The sequence below is a fragment of the Paenibacillus caui genome (genome assembly GCF_019904135.1).
Lineage (GTDB): Bacteria > Bacillota > Bacilli > Paenibacillales > Paenibacillaceae > Fontibacillus > Fontibacillus caui.
The window spans coordinates 92,830-116,128 of sequence record NZ_JAIOGQ010000002.1; the positions used below are offsets into that span (position 1 = coordinate 92,830).

At 48.5% G+C, this 23,299-nt stretch carries 23 protein-coding genes; 6 read left to right on the forward strand and 17 right to left on the reverse strand.

Annotation, left to right across the window (positions count from 1 at the left end):
- Positions 1-155: 155 nt before the first annotated feature.
- The 4 genes from K7397_RS01615 to K7397_RS01630 all read right to left on the reverse strand — a co-directional run bounded on the left by K7397_RS01615 (position 156) and on the right by K7397_RS01630 (position 4,667).
- Positions 156-1,070 carry an ADP-ribosylglycohydrolase family protein gene (locus K7397_RS01615; RefSeq protein ID WP_223066195.1) on the reverse strand — a complete coding sequence of 305 codons (915 nt, stop codon included), beginning with the start codon at positions 1,068-1,070 and terminating at the stop codon, positions 156-158.
- Positions 1,071-1,157: 87 nt separating this feature from the next.
- Positions 1,158-1,925, reverse strand: a complete 768-nt coding sequence (locus K7397_RS01620) for a DUF3891 family protein (RefSeq protein WP_223066196.1) — start codon at positions 1,923-1,925, stop codon at positions 1,158-1,160.
- 315 nt (positions 1,926-2,240) lie between these two features.
- Positions 2,241-2,786, reverse strand: a complete 546-nt coding sequence (locus K7397_RS01625; protein WP_223066197.1) for a P-loop nucleotide/nucleoside kinase family protein — start codon at positions 2,784-2,786, stop codon at positions 2,241-2,243.
- A gap of 105 nt (positions 2,787-2,891) precedes the next feature.
- A complete protein-coding gene (locus K7397_RS01630; RefSeq protein ID WP_223066198.1) occupies positions 2,892-4,667 on the reverse strand; it encodes an ABC transporter substrate-binding protein in 1,776 nt (591 codons plus the stop codon).
- Positions 4,668-4,846: 179 nt separating this feature from the next.
- Here K7397_RS01630 and K7397_RS01635 point away from each other — a divergent pair, with 179 nt between their 5' ends.
- Complete coding sequence (locus tag K7397_RS01635; protein WP_223066199.1) at positions 4,847-6,091, forward strand: MDR family MFS transporter; 1,245 nt, start codon at positions 4,847-4,849, stop codon at positions 6,089-6,091.
- Positions 6,092-6,247: 156 nt separating this feature from the next.
- Here the strand turns inward: K7397_RS01635 and K7397_RS01640 are convergent, their stop codons facing one another.
- From K7397_RS01640 to K7397_RS01650, 3 genes are all read right to left on the reverse strand, one after another.
- The gene (locus K7397_RS01640) at positions 6,248-6,703 is read right to left on the reverse strand and encodes a GNAT family N-acetyltransferase (RefSeq protein WP_223066200.1); all 456 of its coding nucleotides are present in this window, start codon (positions 6,701-6,703) and stop codon (positions 6,248-6,250) included.
- A 129-nt stretch (positions 6,704-6,832) separates the two neighbouring features.
- Complete coding sequence (locus K7397_RS01645) at positions 6,833-7,933, reverse strand: sensor histidine kinase (protein ID WP_223066201.1); 1,101 nt, start codon at positions 7,931-7,933, stop codon at positions 6,833-6,835.
- A 3-nt stretch (positions 7,934-7,936) separates the two neighbouring features.
- Positions 7,937-8,656, reverse strand: a complete 720-nt coding sequence (locus K7397_RS01650; RefSeq protein ID WP_223066202.1) for a response regulator transcription factor — start codon at positions 8,654-8,656, stop codon at positions 7,937-7,939.
- A gap of 224 nt (positions 8,657-8,880) precedes the next feature.
- On the opposite strand from K7397_RS01650, the gene K7397_RS01655 reads away from it, so the two are divergent.
- The 3 genes from K7397_RS01655 to K7397_RS01665 are packed head-to-tail and all read left to right on the forward strand — an operon-like array spanning position 8,881 to position 11,950.
- On the forward strand, positions 8,881-9,756 hold the full coding sequence (locus K7397_RS01655) for an ABC transporter ATP-binding protein (protein WP_223066203.1): 876 nt from the start codon (positions 8,881-8,883) through the stop codon (positions 9,754-9,756).
- A 2-nt stretch (positions 9,757-9,758) separates the two neighbouring features.
- A complete protein-coding gene (locus K7397_RS01660; protein WP_237690592.1) occupies positions 9,759-11,345 on the forward strand; it encodes a hypothetical protein in 1,587 nt (528 codons plus the stop codon).
- The gene (locus K7397_RS01665) at positions 11,342-11,950 is read left to right on the forward strand and encodes a DUF4097 family beta strand repeat-containing protein (RefSeq protein WP_223066204.1); all 609 of its coding nucleotides are present in this window, start codon (positions 11,342-11,344) and stop codon (positions 11,948-11,950) included. The genes K7397_RS01660 and K7397_RS01665 overlap by 4 nt, the downstream gene beginning before the upstream one ends.
- Before the next feature lie 124 nt (positions 11,951-12,074).
- Here K7397_RS01665 and K7397_RS01670 read toward each other — a convergent pair whose 3' ends face one another.
- From K7397_RS01670 to K7397_RS01680, 3 genes are all read right to left on the reverse strand, one after another.
- Positions 12,075-13,589, reverse strand: coding sequence for a methyl-accepting chemotaxis protein (locus K7397_RS01670; protein ID WP_223066205.1), 1,515 nt, complete (start codon positions 13,587-13,589; stop codon positions 12,075-12,077).
- Positions 13,590-14,174: 585 nt separating this feature from the next.
- Entirely contained in the window at positions 14,175-14,894 is a 720-nt protein-coding gene (locus K7397_RS01675; RefSeq protein WP_223066206.1) for a YebC/PmpR family DNA-binding transcriptional regulator, read from the reverse strand.
- A 304-nt stretch (positions 14,895-15,198) separates the two neighbouring features.
- Positions 15,199-15,696, reverse strand: a complete 498-nt coding sequence (locus K7397_RS01680; RefSeq protein ID WP_237690593.1) for a GNAT family N-acetyltransferase — start codon at positions 15,694-15,696, stop codon at positions 15,199-15,201.
- A gap of 81 nt (positions 15,697-15,777) precedes the next feature.
- Between K7397_RS01680 and xerS the strand changes: the two genes are divergently transcribed.
- Entirely contained in the window at positions 15,778-16,860 is a 1,083-nt protein-coding gene (xerS, locus tag K7397_RS01685) for a tyrosine recombinase XerS (RefSeq protein WP_223066208.1), read from the forward strand.
- Positions 16,861-16,889: 29 nt separating this feature from the next.
- Here the strand turns inward: xerS and mobB are convergent, their stop codons facing one another.
- From mobB to K7397_RS01715, 6 genes are all read right to left on the reverse strand, one after another.
- Positions 16,890-17,429 (reverse strand): molybdopterin-guanine dinucleotide biosynthesis protein B, encoded by a 540-nt coding sequence (mobB, locus tag K7397_RS01690; protein WP_223066209.1) that lies wholly within the window; start codon positions 17,427-17,429, stop codon positions 16,890-16,892.
- Positions 17,430-17,447: 18 nt separating this feature from the next.
- Complete coding sequence (locus tag K7397_RS01695; RefSeq protein ID WP_223066210.1) at positions 17,448-18,734, reverse strand: molybdopterin molybdotransferase MoeA; 1,287 nt, start codon at positions 18,732-18,734, stop codon at positions 17,448-17,450.
- Positions 18,735-18,949: 215 nt separating this feature from the next.
- Entirely contained in the window at positions 18,950-19,375 is a 426-nt protein-coding gene (locus K7397_RS01700; RefSeq protein WP_223066211.1) for a PspA/IM30 family protein, read from the reverse strand.
- 42 nt (positions 19,376-19,417) lie between these two features.
- Complete coding sequence (gene lpdD / locus K7397_RS01705; protein WP_223066212.1) at positions 19,418-19,786, reverse strand: prenylated flavin chaperone LpdD; 369 nt, start codon at positions 19,784-19,786, stop codon at positions 19,418-19,420.
- A 36-nt stretch (positions 19,787-19,822) separates the two neighbouring features.
- A complete protein-coding gene (locus K7397_RS01710) occupies positions 19,823-20,755 on the reverse strand; it encodes a dihydroorotate dehydrogenase (RefSeq protein ID WP_223066213.1) in 933 nt (310 codons plus the stop codon).
- A complete protein-coding gene (locus K7397_RS01715) occupies positions 20,748-21,449 on the reverse strand; it encodes a dihydroorotate dehydrogenase electron transfer subunit (protein ID WP_223066214.1) in 702 nt (233 codons plus the stop codon). The genes K7397_RS01710 and K7397_RS01715 overlap by 8 nt, the downstream gene beginning before the upstream one ends.
- A gap of 152 nt (positions 21,450-21,601) precedes the next feature.
- On the opposite strand from K7397_RS01715, the gene K7397_RS01720 reads away from it, so the two are divergent.
- Positions 21,602-22,429 carry a polysaccharide deacetylase family protein gene (locus K7397_RS01720; RefSeq protein ID WP_223066215.1) on the forward strand — a complete coding sequence of 276 codons (828 nt, stop codon included), beginning with the start codon at positions 21,602-21,604 and terminating at the stop codon, positions 22,427-22,429.
- Between the two features lie 74 nt (positions 22,430-22,503).
- On the opposite strand, the gene K7397_RS01725 is transcribed toward K7397_RS01720, so the two are convergent.
- Positions 22,504-23,178: a 3D domain-containing protein gene (locus K7397_RS01725; protein ID WP_223066216.1), complete on the reverse strand. Its 675-nt coding sequence runs from the start codon at positions 23,176-23,178 to the stop codon at positions 22,504-22,506.
- Between the last annotated feature and the right edge of the window lie 121 nt (positions 23,179-23,299).

The window sequence follows — 23,299 nt, forward strand, 5'->3', positions numbered from 1 at the left end:
AGCTTTGCTGTAAACAGTTTTGGGTCGAATTAAGAGTCAGTTCCCTTATTAAATTAACATAATATAAATTATGTAAACTAAATTTAGATCAAAAATAACTTTCGCCGCCGAGCTTAGTTTTTTAAAAATAATTAAGAAGCCACTTCCACTTTAGGTTACGTTTTTTTCATTTCAAATAGCTTTTTCGCATACCCCAGGATTAAGTCGCACTTCGCCAAAGGCTCTACCCATCGGCTCGGGATTCCAACCAGTCCATAAAAGGCGCCGGCTAGCTGACCGAATATCGCCCCGGTCGTATCCGCATCGTCCCCCAGATTTACAGCCAGCAACACGCCTTCCTCAAAGCTTTGACTATGATAAAATGCCCAAAGTGCAGCCTCCAGCGATTTCACTACATAACCGCTTCCTTGAATTTCAGGCGGCTGAAGTCTTTTGTAAGAGCCTTTATAGACCTCAGCCAGTTTTGGGGCAAGCGGTTCATCCTCCCAAAGGAAGTTAAACGTGCTAAAATGAAGCAGTTGCTCCTTCTCCATCCCTTGTGCGGCAGCGGCAATCAAGGCTCCGAACAGACGGCACCCGTCCATGCATTCTTTTGCAGCATGTGTTGGTTTTGAGCTGATTCCGGACCACTTGGCTGCTTGAACCAGATCATTTACAAAGAACAAGGGCACCGGTGCTAGACGCATGATAGAGCCGTTACCCGCTGAAAAAGGATCTTCCGAGCCGCTAAATGCTTCTCCTGTTTGTTCATAATGATGAAGCGCCTGCGCAGTTGCATTTCCAATGTCAAAACAAGTCCCGAGTGAGCTTAAATGTCCGGAACGGTACCATTTTACATAACGGTTCATCTGGTCTTCAGCATCAAACGCTTTCTTCTCGATCAGGCTTTCCGCCAGACAAAGGGCCATTGAAGTGTCATCCGTCCAGCAACCTTTTGGCAAGTCGAATACACCGCCCCCTGTCATATCTTTTACTTCATCAAATGTACCCGGTTGTTGAAATTCGACGGCAGCCCCTATCGCATCCCCTACGGCCAGCCCGATCAGGCTGCCTTGAAAACGTTCAAGCATTTCATTACCTCCAAGTTGATTCGTTTAGAGCATATTGGTATTTCAATAAAGTTCGATGTTGATTACGAAATCTCCTATTCCTCAGCTTCAGCGGAATCTAACCTGCTGCAGGACTTCCTTCGCCGAGTCAATAGCTTGCCTGAGACCTGCTTGCTGAGCCAATTCCTTCGAAACAAGCTTGTAGCGAATACCGATTTCAAACGGCCCCCGGAAAGGTGAAGGATGCACCGCAACCGATTCCCGGTCCAACCACTCAGCAGCAAGAGCTTGGTCTTGATCCGGACTAAAAAGAGAAGAGTTGGCAAAGCCCTCTCTGAACCACGGATGCTCTTCTTTCTTGCTTACGCCCGGTTCATTCATGCACACATACAGCGAAAGATCGTCGCACAGCTGCAGCAGGCGAAAATGTCTGTAAACCCGCAGATCCTTAGCCTCAATCCCTAGCGAAGCGCGAAGCCGCTCCTGTCTTTTGATCTCCGCATGATAGAAGCGTTTCCATTCTTCCTCATGCGCCTGCATGGTAAAAGAGGCATAGTGCATACTGCACAGCAATGCCGCATACGGGCTCTTCCGCTCAATTTCATCCAGGCCAAGCCGGTAAGCCGCAAGCTTAGGTTCCAGCGGATAATCTATAAAAGTAAAAGGCTGCTGGCTGCGATCATTCCAGATTGGATCCTTGTCCAGGGAAATCCAGCCTCTGTCATGCTCGTAGATCGCCGTAATCACATCCGCGGCATAAGGTTCTTCTTCGCTTAGAATAGCAGAATTCATTTGCACCGCCATATCACCGGATAACCTTCCATGCTCATGCTGTTCAATCATCACAAATTCCGTATTCTGATCCCGAACGATCATATGCAGCAGCTCCTTTGCATGTTATTGATACCAATGATCCCCGCTCAAGGGAGGATCATGCTTTTTCCTTCCATTTTATCATAATCTTGAATGAAAAAATGCGCGATTCACTTGAAGCCTCTTTTGCAGCATAATTGAACTACTGTATTCAGTGAATCATAAAATCGCTTAGAACCAAAACTGCGTATAATTTATGTTATACGCAGTTTTTTTAGCCTCTCCATCCTATTTGGACAGGCTCTGAGCAAAACTGTCCCTTGACACAAAAGCACCCCCAATCTCCATTTTGATTGAGGGTGCTTCTGTGTCACTTGTCTAAGCAGTATTATTACGCTCGTTCCACTTCAACATGACGTATCTTTTTATTTGCTCTGCTACTTCAGAGGGAGGGTTGCGGGTCGTATCGATTGTGGGCATCGGCGGATTGTATGCAGTTTCAGCATTGTCTAGAAGCCACTGGGCAAACTGTTCATGTTGTTTTAGCATGTCATCCGTCCACATTGCTTTATCTTCTCGGTTACGAAGACGATTATTACGGGTTGTGTCATCGCAATGCAAGTTAATAAAACAAATTTCACTAAACGCTTTATAATCATCACATTTCTCTGCATCCCACGGCATAAACGTACCACATATAATCGTTCCTCTACCGGACTTCGCAACAAAATTCGCAAAATGAAGCAACAAGTTGTATCTGTCCTGGTATTCCAACTTTGCAGCAGTTGATCCAAAATTATCAATATCCGTGCTGAATACAACGAAATCCGGCATAAGAACCCGCAGTTCCTGCATAACAGTTGTTTTTCCTACACCACTCGCTCCTGTAACAATAAATAAGGGCAATTTCTGATTCATATTCATAAAGAGTCTCCCCATTTAACTTTGTTAATTTATTATATTTAAACGGTTTATGATATATCGATGATCTTCCTTAGAACTTGTCCAAAAAAATAACTGGCGCATGCTTTACTGGACATTCTTAATCCATAACTTCGAAAAATCCAGATAACCAAAATTAGCGGTTGTCAGTCCCTGCAGGCTTTGATTGTAATGTGCCTTCTTGTTCAAATGACAGCCATGGAGCAGCCAGTTATTGTCCCGCAAAATGCGCTCGATTCGGTCAAGGAGCAAAGATCTTTCTTCCTTCGGCAGCTGAGTAAAATGCTCCAAGGCTTGATCAAAAACCGCAATTTGCTGTTCGTTCAAATAATGATGAACCGCATTATAGGTATATTTGAAATAATTAATCATTCCCCATTCCCAATCTTCCTCGAGCGTTTCCTCGGCGATCACCATGTCCGCTCTTTCTACCGTGCTTTTAATCTCAACATAATCGAACTCACAAACGGACAGGTTCAGCCCGATGGACGCGCAGCGCTGCTGCAGCCACTCCGCTTCTTCCCGTTCCTCTACAAGATTTTTACGGCCGAGCCTGATTTCTTCGCCCTGATATCCGCTTGCCTGTAGCAGCGCTTTTGCTTCCTCCAGCGTTCCGGATATCGCTTCTATTTGCTTGCTTTTCCAAGGCAAAAAACTGGCTGCAGGAGCCATTCTGCTCCCTCCCAGTACCTGAAGCAGCGCATTTCGATCATAGATGAGCCTCATCGCCTTCCGGAACAAGGCATTTTGCTGGATGCCCTCTTTTTTAAAGTTGAACAGAATATATCTGCAGCCGACGGACATATAATCCAGGCTCGTTTCTGAAGGACTGACCGGGGAATTCAGCCGATTGTCGCCTGTGAGCTGATATCGGCGTTCGCTCGATCCTGTATCCGGAATAAACCAGATGAGCACCTGGTCCAGGAGCGGCCGATAGCCGAAATAGGAATCAAAGGCGGTGAGCTCCAGAACGTCTGCATTCTTTTTGCTGATTTGAAAAGGACCTGTCCCGATGAGTTCCCCGGACGCGGACAGATCCACGTCATAAGGGAGAATGCTCATATGGAAACAGCCGAGTGAATGCAGGAAAAACAGGTTCGGCTTTTTGAGGCAAAATCGAATGCAGGTATCGCCTTCGGTTTCAATCCGCTCGATATCGGCGTACTGCCATAAGCCGGGGCTGTTTACGGCAAACAATCTTTCCATCGTATACCTTACGTCTTTCGCTGTCATCTGGCGGCCATGGTGAAATCTCACGCCTTTTCTGAGGTAAAACGTCCAGCAAGAGTACTCTTCATTGCATTCCCACAGATGGGCCAATCCGGGCTTAAACGTCCTCTGCTCCGCATCATAGACCACCAGTGTGCTGCAGATTTGTCCCAGCAAATAGGCTTCAAAGGCTGTAAAAACGAAGGCTGGATCGAGCTTTTCAAGACGCCTGTACCTGATCGTCTGCAAAATATCACATCCGGACGGGGTTACATTTTCCCGTTGGATACCCATTTCAAGGTTCAACCTGTTCCACAAGCTGTCTTTGAGCTGCTCGTGAACGGCGGGATCGCCAATAAAGTCAATGGCCTCTTTGATGCGGCGCTGTGCCAAAAACTCCTCAAAACATGCGGTCAGCACGTCATCCGGGCTGCGAAGAAAAGTGAGTCTGGACACATGCCCTCTCCCTCTGCCGGCCTCCCATTCAATCAGCTTCATCTCTTCAAGCCGGCGTAGTATGATTTTTACGTTTCGGGGTGTGCAGCTTAGCCATTCGGCTAACTTGTCGATCGTTACAGGAAGCGGGTTCATTCCGCTGACAAAGCCGCCCAATTTGCTGACCAAAGCAATATAATGGGCTGAGTAACTATCCATTGTCCAAACTCCTTTTTTACTACTATAACTGCTTCATCTTAATAAAAGGTGAAATAACCTTATGAAATATTGCACTTTTATTTCCCCTTTTCTTAGATACAATTATACATGGAGCTATACCTTATGGAAATACTAAACAGCTTTAATACTTAAGAGAGATAAGGAGAACTAATGCCGCTATGAAGCAAACGATACGACATATCCACCCACTCGCCTGGACAATTATTATTGGAACGATGTTCGGCCGGCTGGTTACTTCCATGAGTATTCCATTTCTATCCATATACTTAACGCAGGTGCTTGGCGCCTCCTCCACCCAAACCGGCCTAACCGTTGCCGTCAGTTCGCTTGCAGGGGTGGCAGTCAGCTTTTACGGAGGCTATGTTTCCGACATTATCGGACGCAAAAAGGTTATGCTCATCTCCATATTCAGCTGGGCAGGGGTATTTTTCGGCTTTGCCAGCGCGCATGTGCTATGGGTGTTCTTTCTGATGAATACACTGAACGGCTTGTGCAGATCCGTTTTTGAACCAGCCTCCAGGGCTTTGTTGTCAGATGTTACTCCAAAAGAGCATAAGCTGCTTGTATTCAACATGCGCTATGCGGCTGTCAATCTTGGGGTCGTATTCGGACCCATCATCGGCCTTGCGCTCGGCTCGGCAAAAACGACATTTCCGTTTGTGATCGCGGGAATGGTCTATGTTCTTTACGGAATCATGTTGTTGGTCCAGTTTAACCTTCACCAGAAGTCCTTGCCTGCTCATACCGTTACGAAGACGCCGCGTCTCTTGGACGCGCTGCAAACGACCAGTCGGGACCGCGTCTTCCTTCCTGTGTTGCTGGGAACGGTATTCTGCGTTCTGGGCTACGGCCATTTCAGCTCCACACTGGCTCAATACTTGGCGATGAGCCCCAAATTTGCAGATGGTAACAAGCTGTTCTCTTATATGCTCACGCTTAACGCCATCACCGTACTTGTCGTGCAATATCCTCTTGTGCGAATTGCCAGCAAATTTCCACCGATCGTGCCGCTTATCATCGGCAATCTGTGCGTGGCCTGCAGTTTGCTGCTGTTCGGCATCGCAGGAAGCATGCCTCTCCTGATGATCGGCGTCGTCTTGTTCACGATCGGCGAGGTGCTGATGTTCACCTTGATGGATGTTCTGATCGATCGGATCGCGAAGCCGGAGTGGAAAGGGACTTATTTTGGAACGATTGGATTCAATGGCATTGGCAATGTGCTTGCCCCTATTCTCGGCGGCATGCTGCTTGACGGATTTGGTGCGAGCCATGGTGTGTTCATCTTCATTCCGCTGGCATTGACCACTGCGTTAGGTTTCCCCCTTCTGCTTACGGCCCACCGGCGTCTGCTTAAACGGGAAAACGGCATTGCCGAGAGACAAGTTGAAGCGATGCGTGCTTGAGGAATATTTGAAAATATTTACAAAGGACGGAGCGGCTGCGTAGGACTTGAAAAATAAAGTCCCGCCTCCGCTCCGTTCTCTGTATAAGTGGACCGAAATGCTGAGCAAATCCAGCCATTTCCATCTGCTGTTCGAATTATGTTCGTAAGGATGAACTCATAACTCCATTGTCATAAATACACTATTCCGGTCCTCTATGTAATCCGAAAACGGCTCACAGTATTGAAACCCAACACTTTCATATAGTCTTCTAGCCGGTTCGAAAGCTTCCATCGAGCCCGTTTCCAAGCTAAGCCGAAGGTAGCCGCGCTGCTTGGCTTCTTCAATGATGTGTCCAAGGATTTGCTTTGCTACTCCCTTTCTAAGATGTGATGAAGAGGTTCGCATTGACTTTATCTCTGCATGCCGATCATCAAGTTCCTTTAGCGCCCCGCAACCGACTAATTCACCTTGTTCCCATGCGCTCCAGAACGAAACTTCCGGTTTCTTCAATCCTTCAAGATTTAGGGCATGCATACTTTCCGGCGGGGAATGAAGCGCCATACTCTGAAGATGTTCACCGATTAATGCAGCTACTTCAGGTCCAGTTAAATCATCGAGTTTTATTTCCATGAACATCACTCCACAGTCTCTATTATTTTTATCTATACGATTTATTATATTGGTCTTCAGCTATCCTGTCAGTTCATTTAACAAAAAGACAACCCTCATGTTTTTGATGAGGACTGTTTCTTGAGGCGGTTAGCCTTTAAGTGGCAGTGTAATTGTAAAAGTCGTTCCTTTCGAAAGTTCACTGTCTACGGTTAGATGTCCGCCATGAGCGAGGATGAGGCTTTTGACGATGGCCATGCCGAGTCCGGTTCCGTACTTCGAAGTTTTAGCAGTGCTCCGGCGATAATATTTGCTGAACAGATTGTCCAGCATGTCTTGATCCATGCCCACTCCGTTATCGGAGATCGCGATTTGGGCAAGTTGATCCTGTTCCCTGTTCAGGGTGACATGAATGCTTGTTCCCGCCGGGTTATGCTCAATCGCGTTCATAAGCAAGTTTTGCAGTGCGCGGTACAATAATTTTTCATCGGCATGAAGCTCCATATCCCCTTCTTCCGAATGAAAGCTCAGATCGTATTGAAACGCTCTTGGATCGTTGGCGACATCGGCGATCAAGCGCTGCATGAACTCAAACAGGTTGAGCTTGCTAAGATGAAGCGGGAACGGCGACTGCGAATTATTCATTTGAAAAGAAAGGTTGAGGTCTTGAATCAGATCCTCTATATAAAGCCCTTTGGTATGAATTTCGTTTAAAAAAGTACTCTTCTCCTCCTCACTCCAAATATAATCCTCATTCAAAAGTAAGGCCGAGTATCCCGTAACAAAGGTAAGCGGGGTCTTCAGATCATGGGAAATTCCGGCGATCCAGTCCCTCTTGGCTTCCTCCAGCTTGTTCCTGTCCTTCTCTGCTTGTTTCAAGCTGTTTGACAGGGAGTGGATATTCTCAATGACCTCCTCGTAGAGCTGATACGGCTTCCGTAATTTATTCTTTCTCGTATATACTCTGCTCTTTGTATAGGGCGGTTCATAGACACCCTTCGATAAGTTCGAAATCCACGACATCATAAACCATAATGGACCGCCGAAATACCAGCTGAAAAGGACGCTGCAACCCATAATATTAAAGAGAAAAACGAGCAGTACGTATAAATCATAGTATGTATTGCCTTCAACGATGCCTATCAGAGGAAATAGATAATCGATGGATAGCATAGCGGTCAAGCCCATGCTTACCAGCCAACCGAACAATCCGATGACGAAATGGATGCTAAAACGCAGTTTTGTTTTCATCCCTTAACCCCTGGCCGGAGGTACGAATTTATATCCGATCCCTCTTAAGTTCACAATCATCGAGGGAGATTTCGGATTATCCTCCAGCTTCTTTCTAATTTTCGAAATGTGCATTGTTACCGTTTTTTCTTCTCCGTAACCGGGACTTCCCCACACCAATTCATAAATTTGAGAGGAGGTAAATATTCGATTCGGATTTCTGCAGAAAAAAGTAAGCAGTTCCAACTCCTTGGCGGTACATTCAACCAACTGCCCGTTCACGATTAGCTCTGCATCCGCCGGTTTAAGAATAAACCGGTCATAATGATATTGTTTATCCTCGGTCTTGACAGCGAACGATGACCTGAGACAAGCTTGCCGCCGGAACAAAGCTTTGATCCGAGCAACGACTTCCAGAGGATTAAAGGGCTTCGTGATATAATCATCCCCTCCAATGCCTAATCCCGTTATTTTATCGAAATCGGTCGCGCATGAAGTAATAAAAATGATCGGGGTGTCCGTATGCTTGCGGATTTCCCGGCATAGATCAAAACCGTTAAAGTCCGGGAGCATGACGTCAAGTAAAATCAAGTCATACGTACGGCTTTTAATGAAATCCAATGTTTGGCTTCCGGATGTAGCGCAAGTGATATCGTTATATCGTTCCTTCTTCAATGTAATTTCCAAAAGGGTTAAAATCCCGACCTCGTCATCGACGAGCAGGATTTTCTCTGCGTTATACAACAGTCTTCCTCCTTGCAATTTTCAATTCAAAAGAATAATGACGCGATTCATACGCCGATGTATGATTTGGCCTCGTCCTCTTCGTTTGAGCATCAGCTCTATCAATATTTTAGCATATAAACAAAGGGCGTTTTGTTTGCTGCTTCGTTTTTACTTTCATTTTACTTTATTTATGCTTTCATCTCTTAAGATACGTATTAACAACACATAATGGAGGATTGGACATGGAATTACATATGAAGCAGGTTGCGAAAAGCTATGGTTCGAAGCAAGCGCTTAATGACGTAACGCTAACGTTAAAGCCGGGAATTACGGGATTGCTAGGGCCAAATGGCGCCGGAAAATCGACATTGATGCGGATGCTCGCAACCATTGAGACGCCGACAAGCGGAACGATTACGTGGAACGGCGTGAACATAGCTATGCATCCGAACCGCTTGCGTATAGAACTGGGCTATTTGCCTCAGGATTTCGGTGTGTATCCGAATATGAACCCGGTTGAATTTCTGGAATATATGGCGGCAATGAAAGGCTTGTCCATCAAATCCGCCAGAAAACGGATTAACGAGCTGCTCGACATTCTGAACCTGTCCAATGACCGCAAGCGATTGCTTGGAGGGTTCTCGGGGGGAATGAAGCAGCGGGTGGGCATCGCACAGTCCTTATTAAACGATCCCTCGTTATTAATTGTTGATGAACCGACGGTCGGACTCGACCCCGAGGAGAGAATCCGGTTCCGAAATTTATTATCGACGCTATCGACGAACCGGATCGTTATTTTATCGACTCATATCGTGACGGATATTGAATCGATTGCCCCCAATATTGCGCTTCTATCGAAAGGCCGGTTGGTGGCACATGCAGCGCCGGAGCAATTGATTCAAAGCGTGGAACATAAAGTATGGAATTATATCGTGCCTGCCTCCAGTTTGCAGGATTTGCAAGAGTGTTACACGATCGGCAGCGCCGTTCAACGCAGCGACGGCATTCATGTGCGGATTGTTTCCGATCAGCGTCCCGGCCCGAACGCATCGCTATTGCCCCCCTCGCTGGAGGATGCATATTTGTACGCTTTCGCGTCGTTAGGAGTGAAATCATAACTATGAACTTCCAATCCAACTTCTATCTCATCAAGCACAATTTGATCAAGCAAATGAGAAGCTATTCGTTTCTAATCGTGATCGGCATCAGTATGTTTCTGGGCTATTTTTGCGTTCCGTCTGCGGCGGATGGGTACGAGGTATTCTATATCGGAGGAGTAAGAGGCATTTATAACTCCGCGTGGTTAGGCGGCATGGCTGCCATGCTGTCCACCCTATCGTTATGGCTGTTCGGCTTTTATATGCTTAGAAGCCAGATTTCGGAGGATCAGAGACTAAAGGTTGGCCAGATCATCGCCTCTTCACCCATCAGCAAGCTTCGCTACATTTCCGGGAAGGCGATTTCCAATTTCGTTGTTCTCATCGTGATTGAATTGATCTTGAATATGGCATTCATGGCAATGCAGCTGCTTCGGGGCGAGGATTACCATCTTCAGCTTTGGGATTATGCAGCTCCGTTCTTGTTCATCGGGCTTCCATCATTATTCGTACTGGCTGCTCTAACGGTGTTGTTTGACGTATTTCCGGGACTGAAGGGCGTTCTCGGAAATCTGGTTTTCTTCTCGCTCTGGATATTCTTCAGCGTGATTTCTATCGCCAGTCCAAGCAGCGTCCTGGATTTGTTCGGTCTCGATGCGATCCGATCGGATATGGTGCAGGAAGCTGCTGTCAAGTATCCTTATATAGCGCAAAGTGAGGCAGGCGGAAGCTTCGGCTATTATCCGGTGGAAGGAGAGATCCCGACATTCGAGTGGCAGGGAGTCCGGTGGGATTTCCATTTGTTAACCCCTCGGCTCGTCTGGGTTGCCATTGCGGTTATTCTTATTCTTCTTTCTTCCGTGCTGTTTAACCGGTTTAAGACGAACAAGGATAATAAATCGGTGATCAAAGCATCCATTTACGACACAAATAAGAAGCGCCCCGCTCCACTGGAGCAAAAGGGCTTGTTAGAGCTGTCTCCTGTGAAAAAAGAGAAAGGAGTGCGACTGTTCAGATTGATCAAAGCCGAGCTCCGTGTCATGCTAAAGGGCTTAACCGTTTGGTGGTATTTGTTGGCAGGCGGATTGGCAGGATGCAGTTTCTTTGTTCCGCTCGATACCGTCCGTGCCTGGCTGCCGGTTATGATGGTGCTGCCGATCGCCATTTGGTCGCAGATGGGGACGCGGGAGAAGCATTATTTTACCCGGGAATTGGTGTTATCCAGCTGTCCGCGGCTCGTTAAATGGTTTGCAGTTTGGGTAGCAGGAATCGTCGTCACCCTGCTCTTTTCATTGGGCGCTATCGTTCAGTTCGCGCTTCATGCCCAGTGGTCATCCGTTTATTCATGGGGAGTCGGCGTCTTCTTTATCCCGACATTGGCCTTAACCCTCGGCGTCATGAGCGGCTCAAGAAAGCTGTTCGAGGTCATCTATATGCTGTGGTGGTATCTGGGGCCTTTCAACGATATTCCGTATTTGGATTTTCTGGGCATATCGAAGAGTTACGCAGGGTTGTACATCGCCCTAACATTCATCCTGATCGCAGCCTCAACAGCGGTTCAAATCATGCAGTCAGGACATCTATCCATAAAAAGGAGAGTTTCAAGATGAAAAAAGTATTTTCGTATATGATAGCAACCTTAGTTATTGGAGTGCTCGCTGCCTCCCTGTCTGGATGCGGGTTGAACTCGAAAAATAAAGTGATCTCTTTCAAAGGAGATCAATTAGAGCAGATAAACATTCACGCGAATGGACAAAATATCAAGCTTCGTCCTTCGAGCGATAGCCAAGTCAAGGTCAGCATGAAAACGAACAAAGAGCTGCCAGCCACGCTGGAAGGCGGCGTCCTTACCATCGACCTCGCCCCCCTTTCGGGATTTATTCATTTTAAGACAGCGACCTTATATGTGGATGTTCCCGTTAAGAGCTATCAAAAGATTAGCCTTACCTCGACCTCTGGCAGCATTTCCGTGGAGGATTTGACAGCGAAAGAGATGAGTGCGACAGCTGATTCTGGCGACATCGCAGTCAAAGGCCTTAAAGGCAAGGTGGATGCGGAAACGGGCTCCGGCAAAATCACATCGTCGATTACCGACTCTTCTGCCATTTCTACCAAAGGCGCCGGTCAACGATTAAACGCAAGCGTAGGCGCGGCAGAAGCGGATGCTCCCCAATTAACGCTCCGCTCGGTTTCAGGAAACATAAGACTCGAATAAAGCGCCAAGATTGAACAATCGCTGTGTGTGTGTCTCTGTCCTGATGCATTGCGTTAAACAGTACAAAATAGTCCGGAACCTGCCACCAGGTTCCGGACTATTTTCTTGATTCCTTAAGCCTTGATCAAACCGCCAAATCAACGCCTACGACCCCAACAACCTCGCCGCTTCGATTAATGATCGCGCGGGATAGCGTAACACAGGAGCGTTTGGTAATAGCGGAAACATAGGGCTTGGACACAAAAGCTCCTTGATGAATAGCCTCTGACCACCATTCTCTTCGTTTGGCATTGAGCAGCCCGGCAGCTGGCTCCGAGAAAATAAATGTGCCGTCTGTACGGTTAGACCAAATCGCCTGAATATCGGGTAACTTGTGTAAATAAGGCCCAAGAATGGATGCGTGTTTCTCCGGATCGGGCGAGAACAATTCCTCCTGTGCGGCAATCACTTCGAGAAGGGCCTGCATCTCCTGGAGTTTTCCCGTATAAAACTCTTCCGTAAGTTCCTTCCCGCCGGTAATTTCGAGAACCGAATTTTGCAACGCTTCGGACTCGTTCAGCAAATTGGCATTCACTTCATTCAATTGATTAATCTGACTCCGCTGCTTCATTACCTGTTCAAGGGTCAAATCCACATTGCTTATCGTTTCATTTACAATTTGAACCGCTTCATTAAGCTTTCCAGACGTCTGGTCGATCAACTCGCTTTGGCCCGCCGCAGCTTGCAGCGTTTCGCTTACGGATCCTTCCACCTCTTTGACAAGTGCTGCGACGGTTTCAAGACGGCTGTTAACGGCTTCAACGTCCTTGACGCCGAGATCGACTGCAGCCTGCTCCCTGTTGACGGATCCTTCCACCTCTTTGACACCTGCCGCAATGCCTTGGAGCAGGGACGATGACCGATCGACCGATTCCTTGCTCTGATCGGCCAGTTGACGAATGCGGGTCGCCACAACCGCGAAGCCTCTGCCTTCTTCCCCCGCGCGCGCCGCTTCAATCGAAGCATTGAGCGCAAGCAGGGAAGTTTCGTTAACAATGCCGTTAATCAGTGTGTTGACCTGCTCTACCATGGACAATCTCTCCGTCAGATGTTCGAATTTCTCGCGCATATCGCTGCCCTGCTGCTTCAGCTGGTCCATGACGGAGCGTGTATTAAGCAAGGAATCCACCATTTCACGGACACCTTGGCTTGTATCGTTCATATTGCCGCGAAGCCTGTCCGTCAGCTCCGAAATATGTTCCGTAGCGGCTGCAGCTTCATTCATCTTGGAAAATGCATCCTCAATATTGCTCTTAGCTTCATAGCTTCTTGTCCGTAAATCCGTTTCATAAGCATGGGAATAATCGGCTGTCTGCTGCAGTCCATCAGTATGCCGGCTGATTTCTTCCAACGCTCCATGCAGCCGGTCTGCTGTAACGTGAATCTCGTTGCTGAGCAGTTTCACCTCGCTTTGAGCCTGTTCGAACTTGTTCAGCAGACTCTTTTGTCCCTGGTAAACTCGAACTGCGATCCACCCCAGAAGCAGCACAAAAAGTCCCAGGATGACTTTGTGCACCCAATCCACCTTGAGAAACTGACTATAAACAAGGAAAATCAACAGAAAAGCGGCAATAAGACCTAAATTACGGCGAAACTTCATGATTATGTTCCCCACCCCACTTATAACTCAATTTGAACCAAATCTCACTTCACAGAAACTATGTATAACCTCTTGAAAAGTTCTATGGGCTTATTCGGTTAGTTCATTTTGCTTAGATGTTATATTTTCTCACAGTATATCAGTTGATAGAGTCCGAGGAAATACTTTCCTTCAAAATTCCTATTCATTTAGCTTCCACTTGCATGTAGCCCGCAATTTCCATAGAGTGCAGCAATCCAGTTATAGTTTACATAATTTTATTTCTGTAAATGATGATTCCCTTTATCCTTCTCGGGTGTGAGATGTTGAAGATAAGCACGAATTGGCTAGGTACGTGAATGATTTTCTATTGTGAATTTTTCATATATTGAAATGTTGGAATTAAGAGTGGTTGCTGCCGTTTCGTTCTTCGGTTTGCTGCTGCCGATTTTGTTCGTGGTCGCTTGATGATAAGTTGGTGATTGATCGCCAATCGCCTTCCTGATCAATAAAACAAAAAAAACGGACAAAGGATTGCCGCTTGAACGCGACTCAACCTTTATCCGTTTCTCTTCTAACCTGTTTATTGTCAGCCTTGACCAGGCATTAATCTCCGAACTCGACGTTATGATAGACTTGTTGGACATCTTCCAAATCTTCCAACGCATCAATCAATTTTTCAAATTGCGCTTGGGGCTCTTCGTCAAGGGTTACGAAGTTTTGCGCTAGCATGGACAGCTCCGCAATTGTAAAGTCTGTGATCCCCGCGGTTTTGAGCGCTTCTTGCACGGCGTTGAACTGGTCGGGTTCAGCATACACGATCACGGTTTCATCTTCCTCTACGATATCGCGTACGTCTACATCCGCTTCCAGCATAATTTCCATTACTTCGTCCAGCGTTTTTCCCTCAAGGCCGATAACGGCCGTTGGCTCGAACATGTAAGATACCGAACCGCTTACTCCCATGCTGCCGCCGTTCTTATTGAATGCGGAACGAACAGCGGAAGCCGTGCGATTCACGTTATTTGTCAGCGCGTCTACAATCACCATCGAGCCATTCGGACCGAAGCCTTCATAGCGGAGTTCTTCATAGGTTTCATCCCCGCTGCCTTTTGCCTTATCAAGCGCACGGTCAATAATCGCTTTGGGCACATTGTACGTCTTGGCCCGCTCCAGGACCACTTTCAAAGCGCGGTTCGATTCCGGATCCGGCTCGCCCTTCTTCGCTGCTACATAAATTTCAACGCCAAATTTGGCATATACCCGGCTTGTATTTGCATCTTTCGAAGCTTTTTTTTCTTTAATATTATTCCACTTACGACCCATGCTGATCCCACTTTCTATTCTTGATATTCAGAAAACCAAATTTCATAGGATGACGAATGAAGACTTCTTTTCTGCCTGCGCATTCCGTTTTCTATTTATATACCCTGTTCATTATATCCTTTGAATGGGCAGTTGAACAAGTCTGTAAGCATCTGAATCTTGGAAAAATAAACAGTCCCGGGGCTAACCGGCAAACCATCCATTCTTCGGATATCCTATCTTTCCGTTAACGAAAATTTTATTATGTAAACTTATTTTCGTTCTTCCCGTTTCGCCAGCAGCCAGCAGGCTGATTCCCCATTCATCACTTCTCGGTGTTAAAAAACTGGACGATATTGCCGCTTATCGGTCTCACCTTCTCCGTATAGACTCCCCCGGTAAATCCGGCGATTGTCGATCTCCAAAAAGCCTGGGCAGGCGTATTGTTGGCTACCTGGGAGACGAACCATCTGCCTTGGAACATGCCGAACAGCTTCATTGCAGCCTGACGGCCTACCCCCCTGCGGCGAAACCTTCTCACCACAAAAAATTCTGCCATATAATAATCCCCTTCGGGATTCGCGGTGAGCTGATCAACCAGTGCAAAGCCCGCGATCTGCCCGCTGCTTCTGATAATGAAAGCTTGATGCAAGCCGTTCCCATGCTCCGCAACATATTTGTCCAGTCCGGGATAAGGCTGAAACCTGCCGTTCTCCTCGAGCTGAATATCAAGAAAGGCAGTGAAATCATAAAAATACAGCTGCATCAAATTGTGCAGAATATCGGATTGCCCGGCTGTGACAGGCTCCAAAACAACTCCCATGTTCATTAGTCTCTCCTTAAGATAAGCTTGCGATTGTGATAGAATAGTAATTACTGAACATGACGAAAAGGTGAATGAATCATGAACATTCAAAAAGGAATCGACCGCAAAAAACTGGATGAAAAAGTTGTCCTGATGCCCTGGTTCGTTCAACAGTTTATTGATTACAAGCTGCCGGATCTTTCCCCGTCCACGCTGCTGGAATACATACGGGACTATGAGCAGTTTTTCGGATGGCTGCGGGCCGAAGGCCTGAGCGCGGCTGCCAGCAACCTTGAGGTCACCCTGCAGGAACTGGAAGTGCTCCATATGGAAAGCATTGTCTCCTATCGTCTCCATCTGACCACCCGGACCGAGGGCACCAACAGCCGGGTGACCGTCTCGCGCAAGCTCTCTTCTCTCCGTTCCCTCTTTCACTACCTGAGCCAGATTGCCGAGGACGAGAACTTTTACCCACTGCTGAAGCGGAACATTATGGCCAAGGTTGAAATCAAGCGCATTCACAAGCCCAAGGATACGGCAGCCAAATTAAAGGGAAAAATATTGGAGGATGACGAGCTGTTAGACTTTATCGCCTACATCCATGAAAATTACCGCCATGACATTGAGAACAACAAGCAGGCGCTGCACGCTTTCGAAATGAACCGCGAACGGGATGCCTGCATTGCCAGCCTCATTCTGAATTCGGGACTGCGCGTCTCCGAAGTAGTCAACCTGAATATTGACGATCTCGATTTGGCAAACAAGCTGCTGTATGTGTTCCGGAAAGGCCACAACGATGAAACGTTCAAATCGCCGGTTTATTTCCGGGAACAGGCCAGAGACGATCTTGTAGAATATATGGCTCTCAGGCAGTCCCGTTACCGTACGCCCAAAAAAGAAAAGGCGCTGTTCGTCGCTCTCCCCAACGGCTCCAAGGAAGGAAAGCGGATGACCAAACGCGCCATTCAGGCGATGATCATCAAGTATGCCAAACGTTACGGCAAGCCGTTTCTGACGGTACATAAGCTGCGGCACTCTTTTGCCACCGACTATTATTTACAGAACGATATTTACAAAACAAAAGAGCAGCTTGGCCACGCTTCTACCGAAACGACGGAGGTTTATGCCCATCTGACCGACAAAACGATGTCCCAGGCTATTGAGCGGCGTCTTGAGCCGTAAAGGCGCTTCTTGAAAGGCTCCTGCTTCATTCAGGGCGCAGCATCTTGTAAGCCCGCTTCCCGTTCAAGCCACTCGGCAATAAGAAGCCGGTCATTCAAACGAAACAGGCACAATGGCTCCCCTGCTGCCGGGTAACCTTCCCCGGCGGCTTTTTTTAAATCGGCGGCGGCATCTTCCCAGCAAACTACAACGCGGATATTCGCCGTCTCCCGAAGGAGAGCGGCATCGTCGTCGTTGCGCAGCATGACGATTTTCGGATAAGCCTCCTGCTTGAAGCCCTCTACGATAATCAGATCATGTGAGCTGAACCTGTGAACAAGGTCCTGTAGAGGGGTTCCCCGCTCTTCAATCACAGCCGTTCGCTTAGCTGAAGTGATTGCTACAGCTGTGGCGCCAGCTTGGGACATCCGCCAGGTGTCGGTGCCCGGTCTGTCCGCCTCAAACTGGTGCCCGTCATGCTTGATGACCGCAACCCGAATTCCTTTGCGGGTAAAATAACGAACCAAATATTCAGCAAGCGTTGTTTTTCCGCTGTTCTTGTATCCCACAATCTGAACGATATAAGGCACCGCGACCGTCCCCTCCCCTTAAAGCGGTGTTTGAAAGGAATCGCCCGGAAGCTGGATGACCTCAACCCGTTCACCCATGCTCAGCCCGGTGCCGGTAGGCGGAACGATGATCAGCGCGTCGCTGTCCTTGATGGTGATCATGACGCTCGACTCATCCAGCGATGCCGGAGTAGCATACAGGACGCCCTCACGCACCTCCAGGCGGGCGCGTACAAACCGGGTAAAGCTGTTTATTTTCACATAGTCCCGGCCCAGCAGTGCCTCAAACCGGGGCAGAAACGGCTTGTCTGCCCCAAGCATGGTCCGGATGGCCGGACGCGCAAACAGCTCGAAGCCGACAAAGCAGGCGCCCGGATTTCCGGATAACGCGAACAGCAGCTTCTCTTTGTATACCGCGGCAGTCGTTACACTGCCCGGGCGCATCGCCACTTTGTTGAACAGCATTTCCAGACTGCCTTCCTGCACCAGATCGGCCATAATATCATAATCGCCAACAGAGACCCCGCCGGTCGTGATCACAACATCATATTCCGCTAGCGCTTCTTCCACCCTGCGCTTCGCCATTTGCAGATCATCCGCGATCGCATCCAGAATATAGGGCTCGCCCCCAGCCGCCTGCACCTGGCAGGCCAGGGTATAGGTGTTGCTGTTGCGGATTTTGCCGTCCTGCAGCGGTTCGTCGACGCCAAGCAGCTCCGAGCCGGTCGAGCAAATGGCCACACGAGGGCGGCGCATCACTTTCACCTGATGAATTCCGAAGGTGGCGAGCACCGTTATTTCTCCCGCAGAGATCAATCTCCCGCTTTCCAGCAGCGTCTCGCCTTCCTGCAGCTCCAGTCCAATAGGCGTAATATTGGCACCGGCCTTAATCTCCCTTTTTAGGGCAATATACGTTCTGCCGCCGCTTTCTCTCAGCTCCGTCATCTCCTGCATCACAACGGCATCCGCTTCATCCGGAACCTTGGCTCCTGTCATAATGCGAGCAGCCGTTCCGCCCGCAATTTTGGCCGATGGCAGCGATCCGGCGGGAATTTCATCGATCACTTCGATGAGAACCGGTTTCTCGGCCATGCAGCCTGCTGTGTCCGCACTTCTTATGGCGTAACCGTCCATTCCGGAACGGCGGAAATGCGGAAAAGGATGTGGCGCCCTCACCGGCTCCGCCAGAATACGGCCGCTCGCCTTCGCTAAAGGGACAAGCTCGCTGTCCATCCGCTTCGCAAACGGAAGGATCAGGCTTTGAGCCTGGTCGACCTGGACCGCGCTGCGTTTGAACTTGGATGATTGTCCGTTAGATGAATTCATTTCATAATCCTCCCGCCATATTTGCAATTTAATCATGATTACCGTTGAAACCACTCTTTATTATCGTAAGTGGATTACCGGGCGATTGCAAATGAAAGATAGGCGAAAGAGACATAAACAGCCCCACTTTCGTGGAGCTTGGCTGATGGCAGACTGCCCGGCGAAACAGATCGTCTTCTTAGCCTTTCAAAGGGGTTCTTCTTTGCAGTGCACTTCTATACCTTAATCAGTGCATCCCGCCTAGAAATCAATTCGGCAAGCTGCAGCCGGATCTCCTCATGCCTCTCGTACATATAATCGGCAGCTCTCATGCAAAGGTCCTCATTGGCTTTGTATTTCGCAGCTTTTTTTTCGGCATTGCTTTTCGCAAGCAGCGCCCGACGGGCCAGATCCAGTTGACCGGCTTGCACAGCCATATAGGCCTGTTCTTCCCTCCGCTTTGCAAGCTCGCTTTGTTCCTCGCTGAGAAGCCGAAATTGGCTTAAGGCCGCAAGCTGCTTGGCGGCCGTCTGCTCGGCGGCTTCCAGCAGCAGCTCCATTTCCCTGATATACTGGTTAATGATCTGGAGGGGATCTTCGGCTTTATCCATTAAGGCGTTTATACGAGCACGGGTCAAATTAAGATTTCTTAACGGACACATGGCAGCAGCCTCCTCCGAAGAAACAAGGGTTATAATGTTCGTTTACGGCCCAATCGGGAGTTGGTTTCCAGATCTTTCTTTTTTTATAACAAACGACCTTATATACTGCTCAACCAGTTCCGCGCTTCTGCGGCAAATTTCCTCGATGTCATCCGGATAAAGATGATCATAATGGATCCCCATGACGAGCGTCACCGTGGCATTTAGCTGTTCTGCCGCTCTTTTGGCAAGATCGCCGCTGATGGTGTGTTCTTTATGCCCTGGTACGGAAGCGGTGTGCACCATTCTTTTTCCTCCAGCAGAAAAAGAAGTTGAAACCGCTCCGATATGAGCTTCCCCTCCCGTGATGACAAGCAGATGATCCCGCCCAATCCGCATTGCGTCGAGTTTTAAATCGTCAAACCGGTTCATCAGCGTTTGCCTCCGGGGGATTCATTGCTTCAAGCATTATAGGATACCGCGAATTTCGCCAAGCGAGCGAATCCCTTCAGACCGCATGAAAGCTTCGAGGCCTTGAACCAGCTCTTCACCCGCGCGAAGGCTGACGAAATTGTGCGTTCCAACCTGCACAGTCTCCGCGCCGGCCATAATAAATTCAACGATATCTTCTACCGAGCTGATGCCCCCCATGCCCATGACGGGGATCGTCACATGTTTGCATACCTGGTGCACCATTCGAAGAGCGATCGGCTTTATGGCCGGACCGGACAGGCCGGCATACAGATTGTTAAATACGCTTCTGCGTTTGCGGATATCGATTTTCATCGCTGAAAATGTATTGACGAGTGAAACTCCGTCCGCCCCTTCTTCCTGGCACATCACGGCCATACTCACAATATCTTCGGCATTGGGGGAAAGCTTCACAATCAGCGGAAGATCGGTCGCGCTTCTAACGAGCCTCACGACTTCCCGCGCCGTTTCCGTCTGGATGCCGTAAGCCATGCCTCCTGCCTTCACATTAGGGCATGAGATATTCAGTTCAATCATATCGACGGCTGGATGTCCGGCGGCTGCTCTCTTCTTGGCATCTTCATCAAGCATAGCCGCACCCTCGGTATAATCGGCGAGCGTGCCTCCGCCTAGATTCACAATCCGGACCAGGTTCAGGTCTTCCCAATATGGCGCTTCCTCGCTGAGAAACCGGGGGATGCCGGGATTCTCCAATCCGACACTGTTCATCATGCCTGCAGCCGTCTCCCAAACTCGGATTCCGCTGTTGCCTTCCCGGGGCTTAAGAGTCAGGCCTTTGCCTGAAATACCGCCCAGCTTGTTAATGTCGTACAGCTTGGCATATTCCCGGCCAAAGCCGAATGTGCCGGAGGCCATCACAACCGGATTTTTAAACAGAATCCCGGCTATTGTGCAAGTAGTATCAATCATCAAACACGACCTCCTCTACGGCAAATACCGGCCCGTCAGCGCACGCCTTCTTCCTCGAGCTTCCGCTTTTGACGCTGCAGACCAGACAAGCGCCGATCCCGCAGGCCATCCGGTTCTCCAGGGACACAAACACCTTTCCAGCTCCGCCTGCAGCTTCATTTTTCCGCTGTGCCGCCTTCATCATGGGGTTCGGGCCGCAGACGAGCACTTTGTCGTAGCTCGCAAAATCAACCTTGTCGAGAATGTATCCTCCAACATCGACGGTTACGTTATCCGTCAGCTTGCGGAACTCGTCCACCAAATAGGGCTCACGGCTAAAGCCGAGATAAACATCGGCTTCCGGCATCGTTCTGAGCGCATAGTAAAAAGGGGCGATTCCGATTCCCCCGCCGACGATTGCAATCCTGCCTGAAACTTGCGGGAAGCCATTTCCGAAAGGGCCTTCTATGTCTATTGTCTCTCCCTTTCTAAGCCCTGCCAGGCGCTTTGTACCTTCCCCTACGATCTGATACAAAAATTTGACGCTGTCGCCTTGGGCGTCAAAAATACTAATCGGTCTGGACAGCAGCGGAGACTGATTCCATTGTCTTAACATATAAAATTGCCCCGGGCTGCCGCCCTTGCCGGTACTCACAGTCATCAGATACACATCAGAGCTAATCCGGGTATTATCAAGAATGCTTGCTGTTGTCATATGCTCCCCCTTCTCATGTTCTGCTGCATATAAAATGCCTGTTTTTCGAGCTTAAATCTGTGAAAAATGTCACACTCGAAACCGTAGCCGGATATTTCCTGGACAAGTAGGAGATAACAATGAAGACAATGTACAAAGGAGAGAGAGCAGACATGACCCATCATAGACCTAGTAGAACGGCCCTTTTCATTGCCCTGTTGCTCGTCTTTTTGATTACTGGCCGAACCGCTGCGGAGGAGCCTCCGCAAACACAAACGCATAAAGCGGATCCTCCTTCTTTTGAGCAATCTGAAGCACATACGATGACACTGGCCGAGCTGAGACGAAAATATTCGGATACGTTCAAATTTCGGGGGCCCCGCACAAAAGAGGTCGCCTTAACCTTTGATGATGTGCCGGATCCGAGATTCACGCAGCAAATTCTGCGAGTCCTGAAATCCAAACAGGTGCACGCAACCTTTTTCATTGTCGGAAACCGGGCCCGCAAGCATCCCGATCTCGTAAAAGCCATTAAAAAGAACGGCCATGCCATCGGCAATCATTCGTACAGCCACCCTCTATTAAAAAAAATGAGCCTGGCAGACTTTCAGCAGCAGATTTTGAAAACGGAGCGAATCGTGTTTCGCCTCACCGGCATTAGACCCAAGCTGATCAGACCTCCTTATGGGGAAATTAACGAGGAACAAGTCAAATGGGCGAAGCAAAATGGCTACAAAATTGTAAACTGGAATGTGGATTCGCTGGATTGGAAAGGAATCGGCAAGGAAGAAGTCAAGCATAATGTGCTCAGCCAGACCGGGCCCGGTTCAATTATTCTGCAGCATGCGGGAGGCGGAATTGGTACGGACCTCAGCGGTACAATCGCAGCGCTGCCCGACATTATTGATGAACTGAAATCGCGCGGCTACCAATTCGTAACCGTTCCCGAGCTGCTCAACACTTCCGAAGGCAAAACCACAGCCTCAAGCATACAGCGTTAAGCATAGCAAAGGGGCTATCCTTTGAAGCAGCTTATGCTGGTTGAAGGAATAGCCCCTATTTTATAAGCCGTTTGCTAGTCCAGAACGTACAATTTGATATCCTGGATGCCGAAGGTGCGGACCTTGCTCGGGGAACCGGGAATGAAAATGTCGATCCGATTTCCTTTAATGGCGCCCCCTTGATCCCTGGCGGTAGCCACAAAGGCATTTTGGGGCAGGCCCGAGAACTGATGTCCCGTTACCAGCACCTTGGTTCCCATAGGGATTACCTTCGGATCAACGGCAATTGTACCGAGCTGAAGCGGATTGCCGAAGTAATCGACAGCTCCCCATTTTCCGTTCTCGCTTGCCGCCGAAGAATAGGCCGTAGCCTTCACATTGATCGTTTTGGAGTAGTTAAATGTCTTGCCCCAGGCTTGTACCACATTGTTATCGCTAAAAACTTTTAGTGAGGAAATATTGGCTAGCGGGGCTGTAGTGCCTGTGCCTGCAGCTTGTCCGGGAATGGTCAGCTTCAGCCCTTCATAAATATTGGTGGGCCGGACGGAAGGATTGGCCTTGACCAACGCATCGACTGACATGCCGTAACGTTTGGACAACAGGTAAAAAGTATCGCCCTCTTTTGCCGTATAATTCGATCCGGCGTATGCCGGCATCGCCTGAAGCGAGACCGAAATGCCGAGCACGAGTGCTGCCGTTGTTCCAATAAATGATTTACGGGCTTTTGCGAAAGTGGAAATCCATGACATGAATATGTAACCTCCTGAGCCTGCGGAACATTGATTCTTATGCCCGCTTTAAGCATGACAATAGAAATATATCACAATTTTGTAACCAATGGATAAGAAATTGTTACCATTTTGAAATAAT

Excerpts from the sequence above, each read along its gene's own strand:
- K7397_RS01615 (WP_223066195.1), bottom strand. The coding sequence starts at position 1,070 with ATGCTTGAACGTTTTCAAGGCAGCCTGATCGGGCTGGCCGTAGGGGAT.
- K7397_RS01620 (WP_223066196.1), bottom strand. The coding sequence starts at position 1,925 with ATGATCGTTCGGGATCAGAATACGGAATTTGTGATGATTGAACAGCAT.
- K7397_RS01625 (WP_223066197.1), bottom strand. The coding sequence starts at position 2,786 with ATGAATATGAATCAGAAATTGCCCTTATTTATTGTTACAGGAGCGAGT.
- K7397_RS01630 (WP_223066198.1), bottom strand. The coding sequence starts at position 4,667 with ATGGATAGTTACTCAGCCCATTATATTGCTTTGGTCAGCAAATTGGGC.
- K7397_RS01635 (WP_223066199.1), top strand. The coding sequence starts at position 4,847 with ATGAAGCAAACGATACGACATATCCACCCACTCGCCTGGACAATTATT.
- K7397_RS01640 (WP_223066200.1), bottom strand. The coding sequence starts at position 6,703 with ATGGAAATAAAACTCGATGATTTAACTGGACCTGAAGTAGCTGCATTA.
- K7397_RS01645 (WP_223066201.1), bottom strand. The coding sequence starts at position 7,933 with ATGAAAACAAAACTGCGTTTTAGCATCCATTTCGTCATCGGATTGTTC.
- K7397_RS01655 (WP_223066203.1), top strand. The coding sequence starts at position 8,881 with ATGGAATTACATATGAAGCAGGTTGCGAAAAGCTATGGTTCGAAGCAA.
- K7397_RS01660 (WP_237690592.1), top strand. The coding sequence starts at position 9,759 with ATGAACTTCCAATCCAACTTCTATCTCATCAAGCACAATTTGATCAAG.
- K7397_RS01665 (WP_223066204.1), top strand. The coding sequence starts at position 11,342 with ATGAAAAAAGTATTTTCGTATATGATAGCAACCTTAGTTATTGGAGTG.
- K7397_RS01670 (WP_223066205.1), bottom strand. The coding sequence starts at position 13,589 with ATGAAGTTTCGCCGTAATTTAGGTCTTATTGCCGCTTTTCTGTTGATT.
- K7397_RS01675 (WP_223066206.1), bottom strand. The coding sequence starts at position 14,894 with ATGGGTCGTAAGTGGAATAATATTAAAGAAAAAAAAGCTTCGAAAGAT.
- K7397_RS01680 (WP_237690593.1), bottom strand. The coding sequence starts at position 15,696 with ATGGGAGTTGTTTTGGAGCCTGTCACAGCCGGGCAATCCGATATTCTG.
- xerS (WP_223066208.1), top strand. The coding sequence starts at position 15,778 with ATGAACATTCAAAAAGGAATCGACCGCAAAAAACTGGATGAAAAAGTT.
- K7397_RS01695 (WP_223066210.1), bottom strand. The coding sequence starts at position 18,734 with ATGAATTCATCTAACGGACAATCATCCAAGTTCAAACGCAGCGCGGTC.
- K7397_RS01700 (WP_223066211.1), bottom strand. The coding sequence starts at position 19,375 with ATGTGTCCGTTAAGAAATCTTAATTTGACCCGTGCTCGTATAAACGCC.
- lpdD (WP_223066212.1), bottom strand. The coding sequence starts at position 19,786 with ATGAACCGGTTTGACGATTTAAAACTCGACGCAATGCGGATTGGGCGG.
- K7397_RS01710 (WP_223066213.1), bottom strand. The coding sequence starts at position 20,755 with ATGATTGATACTACTTGCACAATAGCCGGGATTCTGTTTAAAAATCCG.
- K7397_RS01715 (WP_223066214.1), bottom strand. The coding sequence starts at position 21,449 with ATGACAACAGCAAGCATTCTTGATAATACCCGGATTAGCTCTGATGTG.
- K7397_RS01720 (WP_223066215.1), top strand. The coding sequence starts at position 21,602 with ATGACCCATCATAGACCTAGTAGAACGGCCCTTTTCATTGCCCTGTTG.
- K7397_RS01725 (WP_223066216.1), bottom strand. The coding sequence starts at position 23,178 with ATGTCATGGATTTCCACTTTCGCAAAAGCCCGTAAATCATTTATTGGA.